Below are 17,748 nucleotides of genomic sequence, written 5' to 3'. Positions count from 1 at the left end.
ATCGCAGCTGGTTTTGAGCCGTGCGTGGAACGGCTTCGGCGCAGGGATCGGATAAACAACACATATCCTGCGGGTAATCCCGCCGGACCCTGCAGCCGGGACGAACGTTAGCGCACTGCAAATCGACTTGCAAACGAGAATCATTCGCATTATGCAAGAAGACATGACGCGATCTTCCGAACGCGCATTCCCCGAACACGATCATCTCTTCCGCACCCTGACCTGAAGGAGCTTCGGCATGAGCTGGGACAGCCCGGACACGCGATTTCACGTCGTGGTGAATGACGAGGAGCAGTACTCGATCTGGCCCGACCACAAGCCGGTTCCCGCCGGTTGGCGCACGGTCGGCGTCGGCGGGCCCAAGGAGGACTGCCTCGCCCACATCGAGCGGGTGTGGACCGACATGCGTCCGCTCAGCCTGCGCCGCGCCCTGGGCGATGCGGCCTGACCGGCCGTGCCCGATCCCGTTTTCCCGACGAGGGAGATGTGCCCATGACCGCGACCATCACGGTGCCAACCATCGCAGCGCCATTGGGCCTGGACGGTTTCCGTTCCCAGCCGGCGATCCGCCTCGGCGACGATCCGATGCTTCGCCGACAGGAGGCGCGCGAATCGAACGCGCGTTCCTATCCGCGGCGCATTCCGCTGGTGCTGACCGAAGGCCGTGGCATCTATCTGCGCGACAGCGCGGGTCAGCTGTTCATCGACTGCCTCGCCGGCGCCGGAACGCTGGCGCTGGGGCACAACCACCCTGACATCGTTGCGGCGCTCCGCGCGACGCTGGACAGCGGGTTGCCGCTGCACACGCTGGACCTGACCACTCCGGTCAAGGACCGGTTCGTCGAGGATCTGTTCGCGGCCCTGCCGCCGGCCTTCGCCCGCGATGCCCGAATCCAGTTCTGCGGCCCCACCGGCGCGGACGGGATCGAGGCGGCGATGAAGCTGGCCCGCACCGCCACCGGGCGGCGCACCATCGTCGGCTTCTCCGGCGGCTACCATGGAATGACCCATGGCACGCTGGCGATCATGGGCAATCTGGGGCCGAAGCGGCCGCTGGGCGGCGGGACCGGCGACGCCCACATGCTGCCCTATCCCTACGACTACCGCTGCCCCTTCGGGCTTGGCGGCGAGGCCGGGGTGGATGCCGGCCTGTCGATGATCGAGCAGCTGCTGAGCGATCCGGAATCGGGCGTCGTGACGCCCGCGGCCGTGGTGGTTGAGGTGGTGCAGGGCGAAGGCGGCGTGGTGCCGGCGCCGGTGCGCTGGCTGCAGGGGCTTCGGCGGCTGACCCGTGCCCATGGCGTCCCGCTGGTCATTGACGAGGTGCAGACCGGGCTGGGCCGCACCGGCCGGCTGTTCGCCTTCGAACATGCCGGGATCGAGCCCGACATCCTGGTGCTGTCCAAGGCGATCGGCGGCAGCCTGCCGCTGTCGGTGGTGGTCTACAACGCCGGTCTCGACTGCTGGGCGCCGGGGGCTCACGCCGGCACCTTCCGCGGCAACCAGTTGGCGATGGCGGCGGGGTCGGCGACCCTGCACCGAATCCGCGCCGACCGCCTGGACGAGCATGCCGCCGCCATGGGCGCGCGGCTGACCGGCCATCTGCGGGCGATCCAGGCCGACCATCCCTGCCTGGGCGACGTGCGGGGACCGGGCCTGATGATCGGCGTCGAGATCGTGGACGAGCGCCGGCCTCCCCTGCGGCTGGGCGCCCGGCCGGCCGATGGCGAGCTTGCCCGGTCGCTTCAGCGCCGTTGCCTGGAACAGGGCTTGATCCTGGAACTGGGCGGGCGCCATGGCGCGGTGGTGCGGTTCCTGCCGCCGCTGATCGTCAGCGCCGCCGAGATCGATGAAATCGCCGACCGCTTCCGGACCGCTCTGCGGGCCGCATTGGCCGACCGGGCGGCGGGCGCGGCCTCCACCAGCCTCGCGGCGGAATAGGCGGGCCAATAGATGCAAGTAGCTATTAATCGCACGGATTGGCTGGCGCCGCTGTCGCTTGCGCAGGAGCGCTTGTGGTTGCTCCACCGCTTGAACCCGACGGACGCCGCCTACAACCTGACGCGCGCCTTCCGTCTGGACGGGGCGCTGGACGCCGCGGCCCTGGAGCGGGCGCTGGGGGCGCTGGCCTGGAGGCACGCCATCCTGCGGACGCGGTTCGAGGAGCGGGACGGGGCGCCGCAGCAGGTCGTGCTGCCCCGCCCGTCCCTGCGATTGACGCGGGAAGCCGTCCAGCCCGAAGCCGTCCAGCCCGAAGCCGTCCAGCCCGACGAGGCGGCGCTGGCGGAGCGCATCCGCGAGGAGACGCAACGGCCATTCGACCTGTCCGCCGGCCCGCCGATCCGTGCGACGCTGCTGCCGCTGGCCGGCGGAGGGGCGGTGCTGCTGCTGGCGATGCACCACATCCTGTCAGATGGCCCGTCCAACCCGATCCTGGCACGCGACCTGATGACCGCCTATGTCGCCGCCCTGGCCGATCCGGGGGCCGACCCGGCGGTTCTGCTGCCTCCGCTGGCCCTGCAATACGCCGATCATGCGCGGGCACAGCGCGGCGAGGCGGCGAAGGCGCGCATCGAGCGGGCGGTCGAGCGGGCCGTCGAGCGGCTCGGCACCGGCATCCCGGTCCTGGAACTGCCCACCGACCGGCCGCGCCCGAGCGTTCGCGGCAGCGCCGGGGCGCGGGTCGAGTTCGCCCTGGCGGATGAGACGGTTTCCGCGTTGCGCGCTCTGGCGCGGGCGGAATCCTGCACACCCTTCATCCCGCTGCTGGCGGCGTGGCAGGCCCTGCTCGGCCGCTGGTCCGGGCAGGATGATTTCGCCGTCGGCGTGCCGGACGCCGGACGGAACGACGAGGAACTGGAACCGCTGGTCGGCTTCTTCGTCGAAACCCAGGTCTTCCGGGCCCGCCTGACCCCTGGCCTGACCGGCCGCGCCCTATGCCGGCTGCTGCGTACGGAGGCGCTGGCGGCGCTGAGCGATGGCGCCGCCCCCATCGAGCGCCTGCTGGAGCGGCTCGATCCGGTGCGGGACGGCAGCCGGACGCCACTGTTCCAGACCCTGCTGAACCTGCGGATGGATGCCCCCGCTGCCTTGCGGCTGCCGGGCCTGACCGTGACTGCGCTCCCGGTGCCAGAGACCACGGCAAAGCTGGATCTGGCACTTGACGTTGCGGTGGGGGAGGCGGGGGCGGTCTGCGCGATCGACTATGCCACCGACCTGTTCGATGCCGAGACGGCAGCGCGTCTGGCTGACGGCTTCCGCGCCCTGTTGGCCGGAATGCTGGCCGATCCGGAGGCTGAACTGGTCGACCTGCCGCTGATGACGCCGGCGGCGCGGGCGGAGGAGCTGACGCGCTGGAACGACACCGGTCTGGCGCTGGATCCGGCGGAAGACCTCGTGGCGATGGTGGAACGCACCGCCGCCGACCTGCCGGACTGCATCGCCCTGGTCTGCGGCGAAACCACGTTGACCTACCGCGCGTTGAACGCACGGGCCAACCGCCTCGCCCGCTGGCTCGCCTCCCGCGGGGTCGGTGCCGACAGTCTGGTGGCGGTGGCGCTGCCGCGCGGGGTCGATCTGCCGGTCGCGCTGCTGGCGATCCAGAAAGCGGGCGGCGCCTATCTGCCGCTCGACCCCGACCAGCCGGCGGCGCGCAATGCCCACATCCTGGCCCATGCCCGGCCGGTGCTGGTGATCGACGCGCCGCTGGCGGAATTCGCCGCCGGATACGAGGAATTGGCGGACGGGAATCTCGGCCGCCCGGTGCATCCGCGCCAACTCGCCTACACGCTCTACACCTCGGGATCGACCGGCGTGCCGAAGGGCGTGCAGATCGACCGGCAAGCCTTCGCCAGCTTCCTGTACGCCATGCAGGCGCAGATCGGCCTCGTCGCCGACGACCGGCTGCTGGCGGTGACGACGCTGGGCTTCGACATCGCCGGGCTGGAGCTGTTCCTGCCGCTGGTCGCCGGTGCCCGCGTCATCCTCGCCACGCGCGAGCAGGCCCAGGATCCGCAAGCCCTCGCCGGGCTGATCGAAAGCCAGGGCATCACCGTCCTGCAGGCGACGCCGGCGACATGGCGCATGCTGCTGGACGCCACCGAACGGTCGTGGCCGGGCCTGCGCGCGGTGTGCGGCGGCGAGGCGCTGGGCGTGGGGCTGGCCCGTCGCCTGCTGACGCGCGGCTTGCGGCTGCTGAACGTCTACGGCCCGACCGAAACCACCGTCTGGTCCGCCGCCTGGCCGGTGGAGCGGGCCGGGGATGGCGACGGCACGGTTCCCATCGGCCATGCCGTCGCCAACAACCGCCTTCACATCCTGGACGGCCGGCTGGAGCCGGTACCAAGCGGCGTCGCCGGCGACCTGTGGATCGGCGGCCTGGGGCTAGCACGCGGCTATGGCGGGCAACCGGGCCTGACCGCGGGCTGCTTCCTGCCGAACCCGTTTCCCGAGGACGGCGCACCCGGCGCCGGTTCCGGCAGCCGCCTCTACCGCACCGGCGACCGCGCCCGGCGGCGCACCGACGGGGCCATCGAGTTTTTGGGACGCCGCGACCATCAGATGAAGATTCGCGGCTTCCGCATCGAGGCGGCGGAGGTGGAGGCGGCGCTCGACAGCCATCCGCAGGTGCGCCACTCCGTGGTCGCCGCCCATATGCCGACCGCCGGCGATGCGCTGCTCTGCGCCTATCTGGTGACGGCCGACGGGACGGAGCCGCCGGACCTGCATGCCCATCTCGCCGCCCGCCTGCCCGCCTACATGCTGCCGTCGGTCTGCGTGGTGCTGGACCGGCTGCCACTGAACGCCAACGGCAAGATCGACCGCATGGCGCTGCCGCCGCCCGACGCGCCGGTCGCGTCCGACGGGTTCGAGCCGCCGGCCACCGACACCGAGGCACGGTTGGCCGCGCTGTGGGAGGAGGTGCTGGAACGGCCGGGGCTCGGCGTCGCCGACGATTTCTTCCGGCTGGGCGGGCATTCGCTGCGGCTGGTCCGGCTGCAGACGCGCATCCGCGGCGTCTTCGGGCTCGACCTGCCGCTGGCCGAGCTGTTCCGTGCCCCGACCGTCCGCGCCATGGCCGCCGTGATCGACTCCTGCGGCAGCCGGGACGAGGCGGACGACCTCGCCTTCATGGCCGGCCTGCTGGCCGACGAAGGGACGGCCGAACCGGGCAGTGCGCCATGAGCCTGCTGCTCTCCCTCTTGCGCCGCTTCCGCTGGCGCATGCCGCTGGCGCTGGGTCTCGGCGCCGCCGGGGCGTTGGCCGGTCTGTGGGTGATCGCGCTGGTCAACCGGTTGATCGCCGGCAGCGCTGCGCCCGACGCCGCGACCTTCGCGCTGATCGCCGTGCTGCTGGCGGCGGTGTTCGGCTTCGGCTTCGGCGCGCAGGCGATCCTGACGGCGCTCGGCCACCGGGTGGTGTGCGAGATGCGCACGGCGACGGTGAAGCGGCTGCTCGACACCGACGTGGAACGGCTGGAGACCATCGGCGCCCCGGCGCTCTACGCCACCCTCACCAAGGACATTGCCACGGTCGGCCAGGCCTTCAACCGGCTGCCCTTCGTCTTCTGCAACGGCGTGCTGGTGCTGGGCGGCTTCCTCTATCTCGCCTGGCTGTCCTGGCAACTCTTCCTGCTCAGCGCCGCGGTGATCGGGCTGGGGGTGGGGGTGGCCTATGGCTGGGTATCGGCGATGCGCCGGCTGATGGTCGAGGTGCGCGAAACCGACGACCGCCTGCTGGCCGGCTATCGCGGCGCGATCGAGGGCCGCAACGAGCTGGCGCTGAACACGGTGCGCAAGCGCGTGTTCCACCGCCACGACGTGGCGGCGGCGGCGGAGCATGCCCGCGACACCGAGACCCGCGCCGACCGCTATTGGGTGCTGAGCCTGAGCTGGACCGCCCTGGTCATCCTCGGCCTGATCGCCGGCATCTTCGCCGCCGGCGAGGCGCTGGGCCTGCCGCGACCGCACACCGCCGGCTTCGTGCTGGTGCTGATGTTCCTGCGCATGCCGCTGAACGATCTGGTCGGCACGCTGCCCATCCTGCTGTCCGGCAAGGTGGCGCTGGCGAAGGTCGAGGCGCTGCGCCTGGAAGCGCACCGCCCGGACTTCGACCGCCCGGAGCCGGCCTGCGTGGCGCTACCCGCCAAGGGGCCGCTGCTCAGCCTGTCCGGCGTTGTCTACGACCATCCCGCCCAGGGCGACGAGCCCGGTTTCCACCTCGGCCCCGTCGAACTGACGGTCGAGGTGGGGGAGACGCTGTTCATCGTCGGCGGCAACGGCGGCGGCAAGTCGACCCTGCTGACCCTGCTGGCCGGCCTGCGCCGGCCGGCTGCCGGCACCATCCGGCTGGGCGGGCTGGAGGTGACCGAGGAACGTCGCGGCTGGCATCGCGAGCAGATCAGCGCCGTGTTCTCCACCCCCCACCTGTTCGACCGGCTGGTCGGTCCCGACGGGCGGCTGGACGAGGAGCTTGCCCAGGCGTTCCTGCGCCGGCTGCGGATGGACCGCAAGGTGGCGCTGGCCGGCGACCGCCTCTCCGACATCCGGCTGTCGCAAGGACAGCGCAAGCGCATCGCCCTGCTGGCCGCGGTGGTGGAGGAACGGCCGATCCTGCTGCTCGACGAATGGGCGGCCGACCAGGACCCGCTGTTCCGCCGCTTCTTCTATGAGGAGCTGCTGCCGGAACTCAAACGCGGCGGCCGCACCATCATCGCCGTCAGTCACGACGACCGCTTCTTCCATCTCGCCGACCGGGTGCTGCGCTGCGATGCCGGGGTGCTGTCGCCCTGGAGCGAGGTGCCGGTCCAGCCGGCGCATGCGGCGCAATGATCACCGGGCGGCCGTCGGCCGAACCCCCATCCCTTTCCCAAACGCCTGTCGCCGCGCGTCGCGCGGCCGGACATGAGGAGGCGCCTTCGATGACCGCCGATTCCGACACCCTGACCGCGTCCGGCGGTGTTCCGGTGCCCTGCCGCGCGCTCGGCCGCCCGCTCCGCACCCTGTGGGACGGAGCCGACCTGACCGTCCGGCTGGACGGCGAGGTGCGGCAGCGCTGGCGGCTGTCCGGCAGTGCCGCGGCGGCCGAACTGACCCTGGTGGAGGATGCGGTGCCGGCGGCGGACGGCGACGAGTTCCGCCGTCTGGCAGCATTCGCCGCGCTCGACGCCGCCTTCATCCGCGCCGACGATCCCGCGACCCTGCGGCTGACGGCTCCCGACCGCATCGCCGAGGCGCTGCGCCTGGACGGCGTCGTGGTGGAGGATGCCGGCGGCACCCAGCTGGCGACAGCCGGGACCCTGTACCAGCGGCCCGACTTGTGGCTTCTGGGGCCGGGTTCCGGCGGATATCCCCAGGCGCACATCGTCTCGAACGGCCGCTACCACCCGCGCCGGCCGCCCAAGCCGCAGGGCATGCTCTACGCCCGCCACATTCCCTGGCTGGAGCAGACGCTGTCCTTCCGGGTCGCCGACATCGGCATGGATCTGGAGCGTTTCCATCGCTGGCAGAACGACCCGCGCGTCGCCTTCTTCTGGCAGGAGGAGGGCGATCTGGCCAAGCACCGCGCCTATCTGGAGGCTCAGCTCGCCGATCCCCACACCATGCCGCTGATCGCCAGCCTGGATGGCGCGCCCTTCGGCTATTTCGAAGTCTATTGGGCCAAGGAGAACCGGATCGGCGCCTTCTACGATGCGCAGGATTACGACCGCGGCTGGCATGTGCTGATCGGCGAGGAGCATGTGCGCGGGCGGGCCTATGTCAGCGCGTGGCTGCCGTCGCTGGTGCATTTCATGTTCCTGGACGACCCGCGCACCCAGCGCATCGTCGGCGAACCGCGGGCGGATCATCACCAGCAGATCCGCAACCTCGACCGATCCGGCTTCGCCAAGGTCAAGGAGTTCGACTTCCCGCACAAGCGGGCGATGCTGGTCATGCTGCTGCGCGAACGCTATTTCGCCGACCGTCTGTGGGTGCCGCGCGCCGACCCGGCCACGACGAAGCAGGGGGGCTGAGCGATGCATGGCATCCCCTCCCTCATCGGTGACGGCGGACGCGTCCAGGACCTCGTCGGCGTCGGCTTCGGGCCATCGAACCTCGCGCTGGCGGTGGCGTTGCGCGAGGCGGGGGCCGGTCTGGCCTGCCGCTTCCTGGAAAAGCGCGAAAGCTTCGTCTGGCACGGCAACATGCTGCTGGACGGCAGCCGGATGCAGATCTCGTTCCTGAAGGATCTGGTCTCGCTGCGCAACCCGACCAGCCGCTACAGCTTCCTCAGCTACCTGCACGGCCGAGGCCGGCTGCAGGACTTCATCAACCTGCGGACCTTCTATCCCAGCCGGCGCGAGTTCAACGACTATCTCGCCTGGGTCGCCGCCGACTTCGACGATCTCTGCGACTACGGGCTGGAGGCGACGGCCATCGAGCCGGCGCGGGTAGGGGAGGCGGTGCCGCATGTCCGCGTCCATGCCCGTGACCGGGCCGGCCGCGAACGGAGCTGGCTTGCCCGCAACGTGGTGATCGGGGCCGGGGCGACGCCGCGGATTCCCGACGCCTTCGACGGCCTCGTGCGCCGGGGTGGCGGGGCCGGGGCTGATCCGCTGGTGGTCCATTCCAACGACTATCTGGCCGTGGCCGAGGAGCTGGCACGGGCTGGCCGGGTCGCGGTGGTCGGGCTGGGGCAGAGCGCCGCCGAGATTTTCCTCGACCTGCATGGACGCGGCGTCGCGGTGGACATCATCGGGCGCGGACCGGCGATGCGGCCGGCCGACAGCAGCCCCTTCGCCAATCAGGTCTTCGACGCCGGCTACACCAATTACCTCTACGGCCTTCCCCCGGCCGAACGTGCCGACCTGCTGCGCGCCTTCCACAACACCAACTATGCCGTCGTCGACCCAGATCTCATCGATGCCGTCTACGGCATCTTCTATCAGCAGAAGGTCGAGGGGACGGCGCGCCACGCGATACTGACCCGGCACGAGGTGGTGGCGGCCCGTAGCGGCAGTAACGGCGGCGGTGGCGGCGGCCCGGTGCTCGACCTCGCCAGCCTGGACGGCGGCGGGCGCCACGAACGGCGCTATGGCGCCGTGGTGCTGGCCACCGGCTATCGCCGCCGCATCCACGAGGAGTTGCTGCAGCCGATGGAGCGCTGGCTGGCCGGCGGCGAGGTCGGGCGCGACTACCGCCTGCCGACCGTCCCCGGCTGCACCGCCGGCCTGTATCTGCAGGGCTGCTGCGAGGCGACGCACGGCCTCAGCGACACCCTGCTCTCGATCCTGCCGATCCGCGCGCAGGAAATCGCCACGGCCCTGACGGCGGACGCCGACCGGGGCCGGGGCCAACAAATCCGCAAAACGACATCAGCACAGTGACGAATGGGGGACTTTAAGAATGAAGACCATCGGGCAGCCCGGACGCCGTTGGGGAAATGACAGGGGGCGCGTCCGCCTGCTGGGGTCGGTCGCGGCGGCAGCCCTGCTGCTGCCGGCCGTCGCACTGGCCCAGAATGCGGTCCAGAATGGGGCGCAAAACACCGGCAACGCCTCGTCCGAGACGATGACGCTGCCGACGATCGACGTCAGCGCCGACCGCCAGCGCGACGCCAACCCGCCGACCACCGTCGGCTCCAAGCTGCCGTCGGCCCCGCGCGAGGTGCCGCAGACCGTCACCACGGTGCCGCGCGAGCGTATCGAGGAACAGAAGCTCATCACGCTGGAAGACGCCATGCGGCAGACGCCCGGCGTCACGGTGGAGCCGATCGACGGCAACCGCCTGAACTTCTATTCGCGCGGCTTCGAGATCACCAACCTGCAGTACGACGGCGTGCCGACGACGCTGGACGACCGCATCTTCGCATCGCCCGATCTGGCGATGTATGAGCGGGTCGAGGTGCTGAAGGGGCCGGCCGGCCTGCTGAACGGCATGGGCGGGCCGGGCGGCGCCGTCAATCTGGTCCGCAAGACTCCGAAGAAGACGCTGGAAGGCTATGGCGAGCTGACCGCCGGCTCCTATGCTAATTATCGCGGCGAAGGGGACATCACCGGTCCGCTGAACGAGTCCGGCAGCCTGCGCGGGCGCTTCGTCGGCGCCTATCAGGACCGCAACGCCTTCCAGGACTGGACGGAGCAGCGCCGCGGCCTCGCCTATGGCAGCATCGCCGCCGACCTGACGCCCGACACCACCCTGACGGCCGGCGCCTGGTACCAGCGCATGAGCTACCAGGGCGCCTGGAACCTGCCGGCCTATGCGTCGGTGGTGGGCGGGCGGCCGCAGCTGCGCCTGCTCGACGTCGACCGCTCGACCTCGCTGGGCGAGAAGTGGAACGAGGACGTCTTCACCACCAAGGGCGGCTTCGCCGACCTCGAGCACCGGTTCGACAATGGCTGGGCGGTGAAGCTGGCCACCCATTACATCGACAACGAGATGGACCGGAAGATGGCGTATGCCTACGCGCCGGTCACGCCGGGGGTGAACCGGACGACACTGTTCGCCCAGAAGGTCCGCTACGACCAGGAGCAAATGGGGGCCGACCTGTCGACCACCGGCAATTTCGGGTTGTTCGGCCTGACCCACGAGGTGGCTGTCGGCGCGAATTACGAGCGGACGACCTTCCGCCACCGCGCGGCCAATCCGGTCGGCAGCTGGTCGGTGACGCAGAACATCTTCTCGCCCGACGCCTCGGCGGCCGAGCCGGCCTGGCGCGACTGGCAAAAGGACACCAAGACCACCACCGACAGCTGGGGCACCTACGGCGTCCTGCGCCTGAAGCTGGCCGAGCCGCTGAAGCTGATCGTCGGCGGGCGGATGAACTGGTGGCAGACCAAGGTCGATGCCGATGCGCTCGCCGGCACCGCTGAAAGCAGCGCGTCCGTCCGCGGCAAGGTCACGCCCTATGCCGGCCTCGTCTACGACGTCAACTCCACCTACGCCCTCTACACCAGCGTCTCCCAGGTGTACGAGCCGCAATCCTACGTCGATGCGTCCGGCAAGGTGCTGGAACCGTTGAAGGGGCGGCAGTATGAGGCCGGCATCAAGGCCGATTACTTCGGGGGCCGCCTGCACGCCACCGCCTCCGTCTTCCACATCGAAGAGGAGAACCGGCCGCAGTCCGACCCGCGCTTCCCCAACCAGTCCATCTATGTCTCCGGCGGCAAGGCGCAAAGCCGCGGCTTCGAACTGGACGTCTCCGGCGAGATCCTGCCGGGCTGGGACGTCTATGCCGGCTACACCTTCACCCGCGCCAAGAGCCTGGACAGCAGCGCCAACGCCGCGAGCGCCTTCACGGCCATCGCGCCGATGCATCAGGTGAAGCTGTGGACCAACTACCGCCTGCCCGAGACCATCGACGACCGGCTGAGCGTCGGCGGCGGCGTCACCGCCCAGACCTCGATGTACAACGAGTTCCCGTCGCTGAACTACGCCCGCCTGACCCAGGGCGGCTATGCGACGGTGGACGCCCGCATCGCCTATGACGTGACGGAGAAGGTGACGGCGGCGGTCAACGTCAAGAACCTGTTCGACCGCACCTATTACCAGCGCGTCGGCACGCCGCAGTCGGGCAACATCTACGGCGAGCCGCGCACCGTGCTGCTGACCCTGCGGGCGAAGCTGTGACGGAGGCGAAGGCCCCGCGGCAGCGGACCGTTGCCGGCAACGGTTCCAAGCGGAGGCCATCGCGCCTCCGCACCGCCGCGCGGGTGACGGCGGCGGTCTTCGGCGCCTATGGCTTCGCCTGGGGCATCGCCGCCTTCGGGGCGGAACTCGGGACGCTGGCCGGCATGGCCCCGGCCGAGGCGGTGACCGCGGCCAGCCTGCTGGCGCTCCTGGTGCTGCCGGCGGTGTCGCTGTGGGCCTTCGCGGTGCCGCGGGCCGGCGTCGGCTGGGCGGTGCTGGGCGGCGGTGCGGTCGTGATGATCGCCGCGTCGCGGCTTGTCGGGATCACGGCGCCATGACGGCGGCAAAGCGCAAGCTGATCAACCCGGCGCTGCGCGCCGCGATGCTGTGGCCGCACACCTGGGCAGGCGTGACGCTCGGCGGGTTGCTGATGCTGATCTTCTTCATGGGCTCGCTGGCGGTCTTCGCCTCCGAGATCGACCGCTGGATGATGCCGGACACCCGGATCGGTGCGGTGGAGGCGCCGGATGCGGCGGTTTCGCTGGACCGGACGGTGGTGCCGCTGGTGGAGCGGCTCGCCGCCGGCCGGGCTGTCCGTGACTGGTATGTGCAGCTGCCGGACGAGCGGCGTCCGGTGATGGCCCTGCGGGTGCGCACGGAAAGCGGCAATGCCGGCGGCATGGCGACCGCCGGCGGCACGCTGCTGCCGCCGGTGGGGACGCTGGGTGCCAGTTCCTTCTTCTATCCGCTCCATTACAGCCTGCATCTGCGGGCCGGATTCGTCGGCTACTGGATCGTGTCCTTCGCGTCGGTGGCGATGCTGGCCGGGCTGATCTCCGGCGTCATCATCCATGCGCGGATCTTCAAGGACTTCTTCACATTCCGCAGCTGGGGCCAGCTTCGCCGCTCGCTGCTCGACCTGCACAATCTGACCGGGGTGCTGGTGCTGCCCTTCCACCTGATGATCACCTTCACCGGGATCGTCATCATCCTGCCGATCGTGCTGCCGGCGGGCGTCCAGGCGCTCTATGGCGGCAATGTGCAACGCTTCTACGACGACGCGCTCGGCAACTACAGCCGGCCGCGCGCCGGCATCCCGGCGGCGGCGGCACCGCTCGACCCGATGCTGGCCGAGGCCAGACGCTTGTGGGGCGGCGGCGAGCCCGCCGTGGTCTTCGTCTACAATGCGGGCGATGCGGCATCGGTGGTCCGCATCAACCGTGACACCGGCGACCGCATCAGCCTGGATGTCCAGCCGGTCTTCTTCGACGGCGTGACCGGCGCGCTGCTGAAGTACCAGCCGCGGGGACCGATGGTGGCGGCGCACCGGGTGATGTCGGGGCTGCACTTCGCCGCCTTCGAGCATTGGCCGCTGCGCTGGCTCTATTTCCTGTTCGGCTTGGCCGGCTGCGTGCTGATCGGCACCGGCATGCTGCACTGGATGGAAAAGCGGCGCGTCGTCCATGGCCTGCCCGGCGTCGGCTGGCGCAGCGTCGCCGCGCTGACCTGCGGCACCACCACCGGGCTGCTGATCGCCACGCTGGCGATGATGACGGCCAACCGCCTGCTGCCGTCGGGGGTGCCGTCACGCGAGTTGGTCGAGGTGGGCGTCTTCTTCCTGACCTGGATCGCCAGCGCCGTTCATGCCGCGGTCCGCACCCGGCTGGATCCGCCCTGGAGCGGCCAGTGCGCCGCCGTCGCCCTGCTGGCCGCGGCGTGCGTGGTGTTGAACTGGATCACCACCGGGGAGCATCCCGTCCGGGCGGCGTCGGCCGGCGACTGGGCGGTGGTCGGCGTCGACGCCGTGCTGGCGCTGACGGCGGCCGGTGCCTGGCGCGTCTCCAGGCGTCTGGCCCGCCGTGCGCGGCCCGAGCCGTCCACCCTGTCGAGGCTGACCGACCATGCCTGATGTCCTGTCCTTTCCAGCGATCTTCGGCCTCTGCTACCTAGCCTTCGGGGCGCTTGCCCTGACAGTGGAGCGGCATTGGCGCGATCTGGTCGATTCCCGGCGGGCCCTGCCGCGGCGGACGGTGCTCCGCCTGCGCTGTGCCGCGGCGCTGTGCATGGCGGCGGCCCTGTCCGCGGCTGTGCACCGGGACGGCGCCGGCTTCGGCATCCTGCTCTGGGTGCTGGCGCTGACGGCGGGTGCGCTCGCCGTCAGCGCCACGGTCACGTGGCTGTGCCGACCGGCGCGCGGCCGGACGCGGTGACGCTTCGGACGACCTCGGCAACCCTGTCCGGGTCGATCACATCGCCCCGTGCGCCGCCCCGGCACAGGGCGCCGCGAAATCCCAGGATCGACGGACCCAGCATCGCCAGCGGAGCGATGTCGGCAAGCCTCAGCGACCCCGCCAGCCCCGCCCACAGCCCGGCATCGCGCGCCCGTCCGATGAACTCCGCCAGCGCATCGTCCGGCAGATGATCGCGTAGCGTGCGGCCATCCTTCAGGCCGGTGTCCAGCATCACGCCGATGAAGCCGGCATCGGCCATGGCGTCGACCAGATCCGGGGTGGGGCTTGTCATGTCGGCCAGGATGACGCCGACCAGCGCCGCGGTGCCGCGCGCCTTCGCCGCCGCGGCGATGCAGGCATGCGGATCGCCGCCGGCGCAGATTCCCATCTTGACGATGTCCACGCCGGTGGCCGCGGTGCCGGCAACGGCGGTCGCCACGCCGTCGGGTTCCATCGGCAGGTCGCCGATGGTGGCGCTGACCGGTCTCCGCCCGGCAACGGCCGCGAGACAGGCACGGATCGTGCCGGCCGGCAAGGCGCCCAGGGCGCCGTCCTTCGGGTTCTTCAGGTCGATCAGGTCGGCCCCGGCCCTCACCGCGATCTCGGCTTCCTCGGGATTGGTCACGCTGGCGAGCATGCGGATCATGAGTGCACCTGCGGCTTGGTCGTGTCGGGAGAGCGCATCTCGGCGCGGAAAGCGGCCACGCGGTCGCACAGCCATCCCCAGGCCTCCCGCTCCCGCTCCCCGGCGGTCTTCTCCACGGCGATGGCGAGATAGGCCATTTCACGCTCCACCTTCTCCCACGGCAGCATATGCAGGCGGCTGCACAGGATCGCCGCTTCGATCACGGCGGCGGCGGCCCGGTTGTGGCCGGCGAACGGGCGATGCGCCTCTTCATGGACGCTCCGGCAATGGAAGCGCGGGCGCACCGGGTCGTCCTCCATCCGGACCACCTCCACCTCCCAGTGGGTGAGGCTGTCGGCCAGACGCACGCCGGCGATGACGCTTGCGGGAGCCAGCGGCCAGTCCCGCCGTCCGGTCAGGCAGCCGGCGAACAGCCGTGCGTCGTCGGTGAGATTGATCACTGCCCGTCCGGTGGCCTCCAGCGCGGCGAGCGTGACGGAGGGGCGGAAGGGGGCGATCACCAGATCGTCGCCGTCGCGGGTCACGCCGAAGGGGGCGATGTGCGGGGTGCCGTCGGCGCCCAGCGTGGTGACGATGGTTTCGAGGATCATGATGCCTTTCCGCAGGCACGGCGGCGCTCCTGCAGGGTCGTGCCCGCCGCCTTGAAGCCATGGGCGCCGCTGTCCGGATCGGCCGCAGCCTCGACGGCACAGCCCCAGGAGAGATCTTCGTCCTGGACATAGCGCTTGCCAAGCTGCCAGGCGAGGAAGGCCTTGTGCAGTTCCACCCCCATGTAGAAGGCGTGTCCGCCATCCTCGGCCAGCCTGAGCAGCGGATAGAGGTGGTAGGGATCGGTCGCCACATGGTGGCCGTCGCGGTTGTAGACGTGGACGCCGTCCTCCGCCACCTCCACCCGGAAGGAGGGGTCGCGGATGTTGCGGGCGGTCTCGGCGATCTCGGCCGGGGTGCCGGCGAAGGGGCGGCGGTCGCGCAGAGCCATCAGCCCGTCGTCGATGCCCTTGGGCGGGCTGCCGCTTTCCGAGGCGGCATGCATGATCCGCCGCGCCCGGTCGGCCTCGCGCACCGCGGTGCGGGCATGCGGGCTGACCTGGAGGGTGAGGACGGCGCCGATCGACAGTTCCGACACCATGCCCATCAGCAGCGCCGTCGTGCCCGTCGTGTCGGCGTCGGTCAGTTCGGTCAGGTTGCCGATGCCCATCAGAATCTCGATGTCGAGATAGCGGCGGCGCAGGTCGTGATAGCGCACCACCGAGTCCGTGAAGCCGTAATGGATGGGATCCAGCACCGGATCGGCGAGGAAGCGCCGGCCGGCGGCCCGCAGCCGGTCGACGGCGCGGCACAGCGAGTCGAGGTCGCGCGCCTTACACGGAATCAGGATCGGCGTCGCCGCCGTCCGGTCCAGCACCCACAGCGTATCCTCGCTCAGGCTCAGCATATAGGAGGCGCCGGCCGCGGCGCCGCGCAGCAGTTCCTCGGGGTCGGCGCTGTCGACGCTGACGGTGTGGCCGGCGGCGACCAGGGCGGCGACCGCACGCTCCAGCCCGTCGAACCGTTCGCCGGGGTGGCAGCCGAGGTCGATGACGTCGGCGCCGTCGCGGCGAAGCTTCGCGGCGGTCTCCAGCAAATTGTCGATGGAGCGGTGTGGAGCGTCGATGATCTCGGCGAAGATCGTCACCCCGTGACGGGACAGGTCGGCCCGCGCCGCCCGCCCGCCGAGATAGGCGGGGATGTCGCGCAGCTCTTCCGGCCCGCGTTCGAAGGCGACGCCGAAATGCCCCGACAACGCCGTCAGGTCGCAACGGGTCCGGCCGGGCAGGATCACCCGGGCACCGGGTGGAGGGGGCGGAAGGCGTCGCCTGATCAGTTCCTCCGTCATCAGGGCGGCGACGCTGACGCCGATCTGCACCACGTCGAAGCTGAAGGGGGAGGACCCCATCCCGTCGAGCACCGCCCGCAGGCGCGGCTCCGCCAGCTTTCCGGTCACGAAGACGAGGTGGTCAGACATTCAAGACGCGCTTTCAGCGCCGCTTCGAGTTCGGGAACGGTTTCGACGACGGTGGTCGCCTCGAACCCGCGCAGCCGGTCGACGTTTTCCAGATCGATGCGCCGCGGATAGACCGGCACCATGCCGTGCGGCGCCTCCGTCATCATTTCCGGCGCGGTGTCGCAGGCGAAGACGATGCAGGGCACCCGGCATTTGCCGGCCTGGGCGAAGGCGTTGGTCGGCAAGGTGTCGGAGATTCCCTGCACGCATTTGGCAACCGTGTTCGAGGTGGCCGGTCCCACCACCAGCGTGTGGTATTCGCCGAAATAGAACCGTCCGATCTGCGGCGCGCTGGCGGCACGGTCGCGGAACAGGCGGGTGCCCGGCGGGAAGTTGCCGTCGCGGCGGCGGTACATGCGCATGACCTCCTCCGCCGCCTTGCTGAGGAAGACGTCGAGCGGCGCCAGCCGCGCCATCAGGTCGAGCGTCTCCTTGATGTAGTGGCCGGATCCGGTCAGCGCCCAGGCCAGCCTCGGCAGAGCGGGTGGGGTCGACATCTCGTTCATGCCCGCACGCCCGGCAGAAGCTCCGCGTCCGGACTGCGCAGCAGGGGGCAGCCGGGAGACGCGCGGCCGACAAGCGCCTCTTCCATCAGGATGTGGTTGTCGCGATGGATGCACCAGCTCTCGCCGGAAAAGCGCGCGCGCCAGTGCGGGAAGGCCGCGTCGACCAGCCCGTCGCGCGCCAGTGCCGCCGCATCGGTCGCCGCGCAGGGGCAGGGCCCCGACTTGACCAGCACCAGCGCCGCCGCGTCCAGCTCCACCGCCAGCCACGCCGCGAGGCTGTCGGAGGTGACCTCCCAGCTTTCGGCGATCTCGGGATGGTCCAGCACCATGGCGGACGGCAGCCACACCGCCGGCATCCGTGCCCGGATCAGCGACCGCAGCCGATCGTGCGTCGCCGCCGTCTGCAGGGCCGGGCAGATGCCGTGCAGCATCAGCCCGAACTGCTCCATCGCCAGCAGGGCCATGCGATGGGCGAGGCGGTCGTCGAAGCGCCAATTGTCCTGGGCGTCGCGCACGGCATCGGCAAAGGGGCCGCCGCCCGGCACGATGACCAGAGGGTGGAGATGGCCGGGACGGGCGATCAGGTCCAACCACGTCCCCAGCCGATGCCAGTCCGACAGGCTGCCGCCGATCTTGATCACCCAGGGCCGCGCTGCGGCGTCTGTCGATCTGTCGGCTGCCGATCCGTCTTTCGGCGATGCTTTGGCCGTCATCG

At 70.6% G+C, this 17,748-nt stretch carries 15 protein-coding genes; 10 read left to right on the top strand and 5 right to left on the bottom strand.

Going from position 1 to position 17,748, the window contains the following annotated elements; all coding sequences use genetic code 11:
* The first annotated feature begins 238 nt into the window (after nucleotides 1–238).
* From FZ029_RS08775 to FZ029_RS08730, 10 genes are all read left to right on the top strand, one after another.
* The gene (locus FZ029_RS08775) at nucleotides 239–448 is read left to right on the top strand and encodes an MbtH family NRPS accessory protein (protein WP_149268911.1); all 210 of its coding nucleotides are present in this window, start codon (nucleotides 239–241) and stop codon (nucleotides 446–448) included.
* 44 nt (nucleotides 449–492) lie between these two features.
* Nucleotides 493–1,941: a diaminobutyrate--2-oxoglutarate transaminase gene (locus FZ029_RS08770; protein ID WP_149268910.1), complete on the top strand. Its 1,449-nt coding sequence runs from the start codon at nucleotides 493–495 to the stop codon at nucleotides 1,939–1,941.
* Nucleotides 1,942–1,953: 12 nt separating this feature from the next.
* Complete coding sequence (locus FZ029_RS08765) at nucleotides 1,954–5,184, top strand: non-ribosomal peptide synthetase (protein ID WP_149268909.1); 3,231 nt, start codon at nucleotides 1,954–1,956, stop codon at nucleotides 5,182–5,184.
* Nucleotides 5,181–6,830 carry a cyclic peptide export ABC transporter gene (locus tag FZ029_RS08760; protein ID WP_149268908.1) on the top strand — a complete coding sequence of 550 codons (1,650 nt, stop codon included), beginning with the start codon at nucleotides 5,181–5,183 and terminating at the stop codon, nucleotides 6,828–6,830. Before FZ029_RS08765 ends, FZ029_RS08760 begins: the two co-directional genes overlap by 4 nt.
* An 89-nt stretch (nucleotides 6,831–6,919) precedes the next feature.
* Nucleotides 6,920–8,011 carry a GNAT family N-acetyltransferase gene (locus tag FZ029_RS33565; protein ID WP_149268907.1) on the top strand — a complete coding sequence of 364 codons (1,092 nt, stop codon included), beginning with the start codon at nucleotides 6,920–6,922 and terminating at the stop codon, nucleotides 8,009–8,011.
* 3 nt (nucleotides 8,012–8,014) lie between these two features.
* A complete protein-coding gene (locus FZ029_RS08750) occupies nucleotides 8,015–9,364 on the top strand; it encodes a lysine N(6)-hydroxylase/L-ornithine N(5)-oxygenase family protein (RefSeq protein ID WP_149268906.1) in 1,350 nt (449 codons plus the stop codon).
* A gap of 19 nt (nucleotides 9,365–9,383) precedes the next feature.
* On the top strand, nucleotides 9,384–11,606 hold the full coding sequence (locus tag FZ029_RS08745; RefSeq protein ID WP_149268905.1) for a TonB-dependent siderophore receptor: 2,223 nt from the start codon (nucleotides 9,384–9,386) through the stop codon (nucleotides 11,604–11,606).
* Nucleotides 11,603–11,944, top strand: coding sequence for an iron uptake protein (locus FZ029_RS08740; protein WP_149268904.1), 342 nt, complete (start codon nucleotides 11,603–11,605; stop codon nucleotides 11,942–11,944). The genes FZ029_RS08745 and FZ029_RS08740 overlap by 4 nt, the downstream gene beginning before the upstream one ends.
* Nucleotides 11,941–13,515, top strand: coding sequence for a PepSY-associated TM helix domain-containing protein (locus FZ029_RS08735; protein ID WP_149268903.1), 1,575 nt, complete (start codon nucleotides 11,941–11,943; stop codon nucleotides 13,513–13,515). The genes FZ029_RS08740 and FZ029_RS08735 overlap by 4 nt, the downstream gene beginning before the upstream one ends.
* The gene (locus FZ029_RS08730) at nucleotides 13,508–13,816 is read left to right on the top strand and encodes a DUF3325 domain-containing protein (protein WP_149268902.1); all 309 of its coding nucleotides are present in this window, start codon (nucleotides 13,508–13,510) and stop codon (nucleotides 13,814–13,816) included. The genes FZ029_RS08735 and FZ029_RS08730 overlap by 8 nt, the downstream gene beginning before the upstream one ends.
* Here FZ029_RS08730 and FZ029_RS08725 read toward each other — a convergent pair.
* Genes FZ029_RS08725 through FZ029_RS08705 form a run of 5 tightly spaced genes read right to left on the bottom strand, consistent with a single transcriptional unit; the run spans nucleotide 13,776 to nucleotide 17,746 of the window.
* A complete protein-coding gene (locus FZ029_RS08725; protein WP_149268901.1) occupies nucleotides 13,776–14,483 on the bottom strand; it encodes a (5-formylfuran-3-yl)methyl phosphate synthase in 708 nt (235 codons plus the stop codon). The genes FZ029_RS08730 and FZ029_RS08725 overlap by 41 nt on opposite strands.
* Nucleotides 14,480–15,073 carry a DUF447 domain-containing protein gene (locus FZ029_RS08720; protein ID WP_149268900.1) on the bottom strand — a complete coding sequence of 198 codons (594 nt, stop codon included), beginning with the start codon at nucleotides 15,071–15,073 and terminating at the stop codon, nucleotides 14,480–14,482. The genes FZ029_RS08725 and FZ029_RS08720 overlap by 4 nt, the downstream gene beginning before the upstream one ends.
* On the bottom strand, nucleotides 15,070–16,488 hold the full coding sequence (locus FZ029_RS08715) for a DUF6513 domain-containing protein (protein WP_149268899.1): 1,419 nt from the start codon (nucleotides 16,486–16,488) through the stop codon (nucleotides 15,070–15,072). Before FZ029_RS08715 ends, FZ029_RS08720 begins: the two co-directional genes overlap by 4 nt.
* On the bottom strand, nucleotides 16,464–17,033 hold the full coding sequence (locus FZ029_RS08710; RefSeq protein ID WP_211104126.1) for a flavoprotein: 570 nt from the start codon (nucleotides 17,031–17,033) through the stop codon (nucleotides 16,464–16,466). Before FZ029_RS08710 ends, FZ029_RS08715 begins: the two co-directional genes overlap by 25 nt.
* Complete coding sequence (locus FZ029_RS08705) at nucleotides 17,030–17,746, bottom strand: uridylate kinase (RefSeq protein ID WP_247892216.1); 717 nt, start codon at nucleotides 17,744–17,746, stop codon at nucleotides 17,030–17,032. The genes FZ029_RS08710 and FZ029_RS08705 overlap by 4 nt, the downstream gene beginning before the upstream one ends.
* Nucleotides 17,747–17,748 lie beyond the last annotated feature (2 nt).

The sequence above is a fragment of the Azospirillum sp. Sh1 genome (assembly GCF_008365135.1).
Lineage (GTDB): Bacteria > Pseudomonadota > Alphaproteobacteria > Azospirillales > Azospirillaceae > Azospirillum > Azospirillum oryzae.
This window is presented reverse-complemented; position numbering and strand designations above follow the sequence as displayed.

Coding starts and splice junctions, on each gene's coding strand:
- FZ029_RS08775 (WP_149268911.1), top strand. CDS start 239: ATGAGCTGGGACAGCCCGGACACGCGATTTCACGTCGTGGTGAATGAC.
- FZ029_RS08770 (WP_149268910.1), top strand. CDS start 493: ATGACCGCGACCATCACGGTGCCAACCATCGCAGCGCCATTGGGCCTG.
- FZ029_RS08765 (WP_149268909.1), top strand. CDS start 1,954: ATGCAAGTAGCTATTAATCGCACGGATTGGCTGGCGCCGCTGTCGCTT.
- FZ029_RS08760 (WP_149268908.1), top strand. CDS start 5,181: ATGAGCCTGCTGCTCTCCCTCTTGCGCCGCTTCCGCTGGCGCATGCCG.
- FZ029_RS33565 (WP_149268907.1), top strand. CDS start 6,920: ATGACCGCCGATTCCGACACCCTGACCGCGTCCGGCGGTGTTCCGGTG.
- FZ029_RS08750 (WP_149268906.1), top strand. CDS start 8,015: ATGCATGGCATCCCCTCCCTCATCGGTGACGGCGGACGCGTCCAGGAC.
- FZ029_RS08745 (WP_149268905.1), top strand. CDS start 9,384: ATGAAGACCATCGGGCAGCCCGGACGCCGTTGGGGAAATGACAGGGGG.
- FZ029_RS08735 (WP_149268903.1), top strand. CDS start 11,941: ATGACGGCGGCAAAGCGCAAGCTGATCAACCCGGCGCTGCGCGCCGCG.
- FZ029_RS08730 (WP_149268902.1), top strand. CDS start 13,508: ATGCCTGATGTCCTGTCCTTTCCAGCGATCTTCGGCCTCTGCTACCTA.
- FZ029_RS08725 (WP_149268901.1), bottom strand. CDS start 14,483: ATGATCCGCATGCTCGCCAGCGTGACCAATCCCGAGGAAGCCGAGATC.
- FZ029_RS08720 (WP_149268900.1), bottom strand. CDS start 15,073: ATGATCCTCGAAACCATCGTCACCACGCTGGGCGCCGACGGCACCCCG.
- FZ029_RS08715 (WP_149268899.1), bottom strand. CDS start 16,488: ATGTCTGACCACCTCGTCTTCGTGACCGGAAAGCTGGCGGAGCCGCGC.
- FZ029_RS08710 (WP_211104126.1), bottom strand. CDS start 17,033: ATGAACGAGATGTCGACCCCACCCGCTCTGCCGAGGCTGGCCTGGGCG.
- FZ029_RS08705 (WP_247892216.1), bottom strand. CDS start 17,746: ATGACGGCCAAAGCATCGCCGAAAGACGGATCGGCAGCCGACAGATCG.